The 6,234-nt window shown below is 33.8% G+C and carries 10 protein-coding genes; 5 read left to right on the top strand and 5 right to left on the bottom strand.

Annotated elements, in window-relative coordinates; genetic code table 11:
- The 5 genes from ACW9W3_RS06170 to infB all read left to right on the top strand — a co-directional run.
- Positions 1 to 290, top strand: a 290-nt coding sequence (locus ACW9W3_RS06170) for a ribosomal L7Ae/L30e/S12e/Gadd45 family protein (protein ID WP_457765273.1), incomplete at its 5' end; no start/stop codon positions are given.
- Positions 287 to 499: a 30S ribosomal protein S28e gene (locus ACW9W3_RS06165; RefSeq protein WP_182129816.1), complete on the top strand. Its 213-nt coding sequence runs from the start codon at positions 287 to 289 to the stop codon at positions 497 to 499. The genes ACW9W3_RS06170 and ACW9W3_RS06165, both read left to right, overlap by 4 nt.
- Positions 500 to 509: 10 nt before the next feature.
- Entirely contained in the window at positions 510 to 710 is a 201-nt protein-coding gene (locus ACW9W3_RS06160) for a 50S ribosomal protein L24e (RefSeq protein WP_109877673.1), read from the top strand.
- Between the two features lie 2 nt (positions 711 to 712).
- Positions 713 to 1,114 carry a nucleoside-diphosphate kinase gene (gene ndk / locus ACW9W3_RS06155; protein WP_048118105.1) on the top strand — a complete coding sequence of 134 codons (402 nt, stop codon included), beginning with the start codon at positions 713 to 715 and terminating at the stop codon, positions 1,112 to 1,114.
- 6 nt (positions 1,115 to 1,120) lie between these two features.
- Entirely contained in the window at positions 1,121 to 2,902 is a 1,782-nt protein-coding gene (gene infB, locus ACW9W3_RS06150) for a translation initiation factor IF-2 (RefSeq protein WP_457765272.1), read from the top strand.
- Positions 2,903 to 3,108: 206 nt separating this feature from the next.
- Here infB and trxA read toward each other — a convergent pair whose 3' ends face one another.
- The 5 genes from trxA to ACW9W3_RS06125 all read right to left on the bottom strand — a co-directional run bounded on the left by trxA (position 3,109) and on the right by ACW9W3_RS06125 (position 6,208).
- The gene (trxA, locus tag ACW9W3_RS06145) at positions 3,109 to 3,510 is read right to left on the bottom strand and encodes a thioredoxin (RefSeq protein ID WP_457765271.1); all 402 of its coding nucleotides are present in this window, start codon (positions 3,508 to 3,510) and stop codon (positions 3,109 to 3,111) included.
- 256 nt (positions 3,511 to 3,766) lie between these two features.
- Positions 3,767 to 3,913 (bottom strand): hypothetical protein, encoded by a 147-nt coding sequence (locus ACW9W3_RS06140; protein WP_457765270.1) that lies wholly within the window; start codon positions 3,911 to 3,913, stop codon positions 3,767 to 3,769.
- A gap of 48 nt (positions 3,914 to 3,961) precedes the next feature.
- On the bottom strand, positions 3,962 to 5,092 hold the full coding sequence (locus ACW9W3_RS06135; protein ID WP_457765269.1) for a putative Ig domain-containing protein: 1,131 nt from the start codon (positions 5,090 to 5,092) through the stop codon (positions 3,962 to 3,964).
- A gap of 79 nt (positions 5,093 to 5,171) precedes the next feature.
- Positions 5,172 to 5,588, bottom strand: coding sequence for an archease (locus tag ACW9W3_RS06130; protein WP_457765268.1), 417 nt, complete (start codon positions 5,586 to 5,588; stop codon positions 5,172 to 5,174).
- 80 nt (positions 5,589 to 5,668) lie between these two features.
- A complete protein-coding gene (locus ACW9W3_RS06125; RefSeq protein ID WP_457765267.1) occupies positions 5,669 to 6,208 on the bottom strand; it encodes an HD domain-containing protein in 540 nt (179 codons plus the stop codon).
- Positions 6,209 to 6,234: the final 26 nt, after the last annotated feature.

Raw genomic sequence — 6,234 nt, 5'->3', positions numbered from 1 at the left:
AGAAAGGAACTAACGAAGCCACAAAGGCAATCGAACGTGGTACTAGCAAACTAATTGTTATCGCTGAAGATGTAGAACCACCTGAGGTAGTAGCACATCTTCCAATTCTATGTGAGGAACAAGGTGCTGCATATGCATTTGTACCAAGCAAACAAGAATTAGGCAAGTCTTTGGGTATTGATATCACTTCTGCCGCTGCAGCAATTTTGGATGCTGGTGATGCACAACACATAGTAGACCAAGTTGTATCATCAATTGCTAAAATTAAAGGCGGTAAGACCGAAGAATGAGTCAAAACGCTGAAGAAGTAGTTCAATCTGAAATTATTCAAATTGTTGGACGAACTGGTATTGCTGGTGAAGTTATTCAAGTTAGAGTAAAAGTTCTTACTGGAAAAGATAAAGGTCGAATACTTACAAGAAACGTCAAAGGTTCTGTTAGAGTAGGAGAAATTCTAATGTTAAGAGAAACAGAGAGAGAAGCAAAGAAAATCAAATAGGTGATATGATATGAGTCTTTTAGTTAAACCATGCAATTTCTGTGACAGACCTGTAGCCAAAGGTTCTGGTACAATGCTTGCAAAAAATGATGGAACCGTTTTATGGTTTTGCTCTTCTAAATGCAAAAAGAATATGCTAGACCTAAAACGTGATCCAAGAAAATTAAAATGGACAAAAAAATATGTCAAAGGCGGCATTAGAAAGAAGTAGAATTGACTGAACAATCTCTATTCATTGTAAAGCCAGATGCAGTAGCTAGAAATCTAGTTGGTGAAGTAATCTCAAGATTTGAAAAAAAAGGATTCAAACTATTGAAATTAAAGATGTTTACATTTTCTCAACAACAAGCAGAGAATTTTTACGGTGTACACAAAGACAAACCCTTCTTTGGTGAATTAACATCCTTTATCACATCAGGACCAGTAGTTGCAGCAATAATTGAAGGTAATAATGCAATTGCAACAACTAGAATTATGATTGGAGCTACAAAATCATTTGAAGCTGAACCTGGCTCTATAAGAGGAGATTATGGATTAGGATTTAGTGAAAACATTATTCACGCATCAGATTCACAGGAAAGTTTTGATCACGAATCGAGGGTAGCATTTGAGTGATCTGATTTGCAAATTCGTCAGCCCATAGTGGCAGTTCTTGGTCACGTAGACTCTGGAAAAACATCTCTTTTAGATAGAATTCGTGGTACTGGGGTTCAAGGTAGAGAAGCAGGAGGTATCACTCAACATATTGGTGCAAGCTTTCTTCCATCTGAGACAATCAAAGAAACTTGTGGAATACTATACAAAAAACTTGAACAGGCAGAACATAAAGTACCTGGAATTTTAGTAATAGACACACCAGGACACGAAGTTTTTACAAATCTTCGCTCACGTGGAGGTTCAGCAGCTGACATTGCAATACTAGTAGTTGATGTTAATCGTGGTTTTCAACCACAAACAAATGAAAGTTTAAAAATTTTACAGAGTAGAAAAGTTCCTTTTGTAGTAGCTCTTAACAAATGTGATCAAATTTCTGGATGGAGAAAATCAGAAACAAAATTCATTTCACAAGCAATCAAAGAACAAGATGCATCAATTCAGACTGATCTTGATCAAAAAATCTATGATGTTGTAGGTACCCTGTCAATTCTTGGCTATCAATCTGAGGCGTTTTATCGTGTTAAAGACTTTAAATCAGAAATTGCCATTGTTCCAATCTCTGCAAGATCAGGAGTTGGAATCCCTGAACTACTGAGTGTTTTAGTGGGATTAACTCAACAATATCTTCAGAAAAGACTCAATCAAGAAGAAAAAGAACCACGTGGAATAGTTTTGGAAGTAAATGATGAAGTAGGATTAGGACAAACTGCAAATATTATTCTAATTGATGGAACAATTAAAAAAGAAAATAGCATTGTGGTGGCAAAAAGAGATTCTGTAATTGTTACAAAACCCAAGGCAATATTGTTACCAAAACCCCTTGATGAGATGCGAGATCCTCGAGATAAATTCAAACCAGTAGCTCAAGTAGATGCAGCAGCCGGACTGAAGATTGCATCTCCAGATCTTGAAGGTGTACTTCCAGGAAGTACTCTCTATGTTGCTACAAATGATGCTGAGATAGAAAAATTCACTAAACTAATTGAAGCTGAAATGAAATCCGTTTTTATTGATACTGAAACAAATGGAATCATCCTCAAATGTGATACTATAGGTTCACTTGAGGCTATCGTTGAGATGCTAAGACGCTCACAAGTGCCTGTTGCAAAGGCCGACATTGGTCCTGTGAATAGACGAGATGTAATGGAGGCCAAAGCAATCAAGGAAAACGATAGACATCTTGGAATAATTTTGGCATTTAATGTAAAGATTTTACCTGATGCAAAAGAGGAATCCGAAGACAGTCACATCAAAATTTTTGAAGACAGAGTAATCTATAGCTTGATTGACAATTACAATGCATGGGTTGAAGAAGATACTGCAAATGAAGAAGATGCAATGTTTGCAGAATTAACCCCTATAGCAAAATTTAGTTTTCTTAAAGGTATGATATTTAGAAATAACAATCCCGCAGTTTTTGGTGTTCGAGTGGATGTAGGAAATCTAAAACATAAAATTCCATTTATGAATATGTCTGGACGTAAAGTTGGAACAATCCACCAATTACAGCTTGATAAAAAAACAGTATCTTCTGCAAAGGCTGGAGATGAAGTTGCATGTTCTGTTAATGATGTAACAATTGGAAGACAAATTTTTGAAGAAGAAGTATTCTATACATTCCCTCCATCCCCTGAAGCAAAAAAATTGCTGACCAAGTATATGCATAAGCTAAGTCCTGAAGAACAAGAAGTTCTAAATGATATAGTTAGAATTCAGCGGGAAAAAGAACCGATTTATGGTTATTAGTTTTCAAGAATAACTTCTTTTGATAAAATGAACGTTGACCAATACTTGTCATCATAACATTCTTCACATACTTTGAATCTAAACCTGCATCATATCTATTAGGTATTTTCCTTTGTTGGAACAATAATTATGAATTCCCACACAAAGTTTTGTTAGTAATCAAATTTAAAATAATATTTAATTTCTTTCTAGTGATAATTGATTTACTATGCGGAATGTTTCTTGCAAATCATATGAATTCCTGGGGCACCTACTGCCCCCATCATTTTATCAACAATCTGGCCAGACTTGAACATGATAAATGTTGGAATGGATTGTACACCAAACTTCATTGAAATATTCTGATTTTGATCCACGTTTACTCTGCCAAATTTTACATTGGGATATTTCTTTGAGAGGCTCTCAAAGATTGGGTGCATTGTTTTACATGGACCACACCATTCTGCCCAAAAATCCACCAATGTTGGATTCTCAGCTGATACTACCTGATCAAAATTAGTTCCATTCAAATCTATTATTCCAGGCTCAATTTTAGGCTGGTTTTTTTGATTTAGCATCTCTGCCAATTTTTTTTGCATTATTTTTTGAATTTCTGGATCTTCAGACATTGTTTACATGAAATAGTTTCTACTAAAAAATCTAGCCTAAATATTCCTCATACATTAGCACTAGGAAAAAATGACTTTCTGATTATATGCTAAAAATAGAGTTCCCAATATGAAAATAACTTCCAAGAACTGTAACATTAAATTTGAGAATAGGTATAGTGATTTTTGTTCTCAAACTTGTTCAATGTAATATGTTGAAAACTCAATAGTTAAAATTACATCAAACCAAAACTATCTAATGCTCAATGATTGAAACTTAATCCTTATCTGTATTAATTGGAATTGCTTCAAATCTTCTTGATTTACACATCGGACACTGGTCAATGTATCTTGTAAAGCTGACAGAAGTATATGCTATACCACAGTCACCGCAAATTCTAAGATTTCTACTTAGCTTTCCCATGTTGATTCTGATGAAACATTATGATTAAAACTTAACCTTTTTTGAAACTTACCAAAATTGCCACCAAGGTTTTACAACTACTTTCTCAATAATTGTACAGACCCCTTCGATAAGCTTTGTTCCAGGACCGCATATTCCAAACTTTTTCTCTACAACTTTAGGCTTATCCAAACCTACTGCCTGATAAATTGATTCATACTCTGAAAAATTATCATCAAACCATTTCTTGTAGCTTGCCTCTTTGTTGTATCTGTCTACATAGCTTTGTGGATCTTTTGTTTCATCAACAAATGAAGCTGGAATTTGTAATGGCTTATCCAAACCTACTGCCTGATAAATTGATTCATACTCTGAAAAATTATCATCAAACCATTTCTTGTAGCTTGCCTCTTTGTTGTATCTGTCTACATAGCTTTGTGGATCTTTTGTTTCATCAACAAATGAAGCTGGAATTTGTAATTCTTCTGGTTCCGGTTCTGGTTCAGGTGTGACTTGTTTTGGCTTTGGTGCAGGTTCCTCATATGCCTTTTTTACAGTAATTGTAATTTTCTCTCTGTCTTCTTGACTTCCTTTATTTACAACAATATCAAATGTGTAAAATACATCTTGGATGTTTCCTTGAGATTTTGATGGCGTCCAAACAAACTTACCCGTACTTGAATCAATTGTAGCTCCAGTTGGTTCTCCCTTTAAACTAAAAACTGCATCTGTAATTGAACTATCAACAAGTCCAACAGTAAATGAAAGCGTTTTTTCTACTTCAACTGATCTGTCTGCAACAGATTTTAGTTCTAATACAAAGTCTGGAACTTCAAATAATTTTTTTCCATCAAACTCTAATTTTATTGTAAACCCTTCTTCTTCTTTTTGATTATCAACAAACGCTGTTGCATTATAGATTCCTTCACTGGAAAAGAAATTTGGAACTGGTCTTGGGATTGCGGTGAATTCGCCTTGATCTGGTGATGGATCAGATAACATTCCTTTGAAATTCCCTCCTGCATCACGAATTATGATAAAAACGGTTTCTTTACCATCTTGTGTTCCAATTAATTTGAAACTTTCATCAGTTGTGTAAAACCCCTTTTCTAGGGACATGGAAGTTACATTGGCATAGGCTGGTGTCATTACGATTAGAAATAACAACAATACAGATAATCCTGATAATTTAATACTCACAATGAACGCTTATCTGAGTTTATTTTTAAAAAAGACGTATAATTTCTTCTTGCTTTAAGCAAACAAATGTTAACCACACTCACAAATCCAGTAAAAATCTCATATAGACTTGACCATTTGTTCTAATTTCCATGTCGTAAAATGTTGGGGCCTTTATCTCAACTTTGAAATTATGTTTTTGAACATCAAGTGGTTCCCCATATGCTGTTGCCTTGATGATATAACCATCTTTTTCCTCAATATTAAACTCAATTCGTTTTATTGCAAATCCTTCAGTAATCAAAAGAAATGGGATCTCTTCAAGCCAGCTAAACAGAAGATAACGTAGGTCTTTTCCATTTGCATTGAAATCCATCTTGCCTTTTTCTTCAACTTTATCTTGATCTAGTGTGAGATTAATTTCTGCTTCTGCTGCTACAGCAAATGCTTCTTTGATATCTTTTGCAGTAACTTCAATGATTGCATCTGTTGCATGATCTAAAAACTTGTAACTCAATTGTATTTTTTAGAAAACTTTCTGATTATTAATCTAGCCTATCTGATACAATATCTGAACAGAAATATTTTTCCATGATTCTATTTAATAGCCATTTGACCATATTGTCTTAAGATATGATTTATTGTTTCCAACAATGTTATAATTTTAGGAAAATCTGAAGTCATTAAATCCTTTTTAATAATAGATAAATGATATCTTTTTTGTTTTATCTCTCGTAGTTTTTTAGATTTTGATGTATCACAATTTTTTAAATCACTCAAGTTTGCTGAAATATCACAAAGTTTGATTAATTTTGCATCAAATGATGATTCTTTAAGTTGTATTCTGTATACTTTTTCTCTTTGTTTTCTAGGTAGTGTTTTATCTTCGCTCAAAGATGATACAATTACAGCAATTCTATTTCCAAACTGCTCATACAAATTATCAAAACTTACATCAGTTTCTTCAATAATTTCATGAAGCCATCCTGCACTTAGGAGTTCTTCATCAATAACACCTAAACTCTTGAGTCTATTTACTACATCTTCTAGATGTTTTGAGAAAGTACTACCATCTTTTCTCAAATACCCTGCATGTTTCTTTTTTGCAAGAAATTCGGCACTTTTTAGTAATTCCAAGATCTACTTCTAATATAGTAAAATTT

This window comes from Candidatus Nitrosopumilus sp. bin_68KS (assembly GCF_054095825.1).
This window is presented reverse-complemented; position numbering and strand designations above follow the sequence as displayed.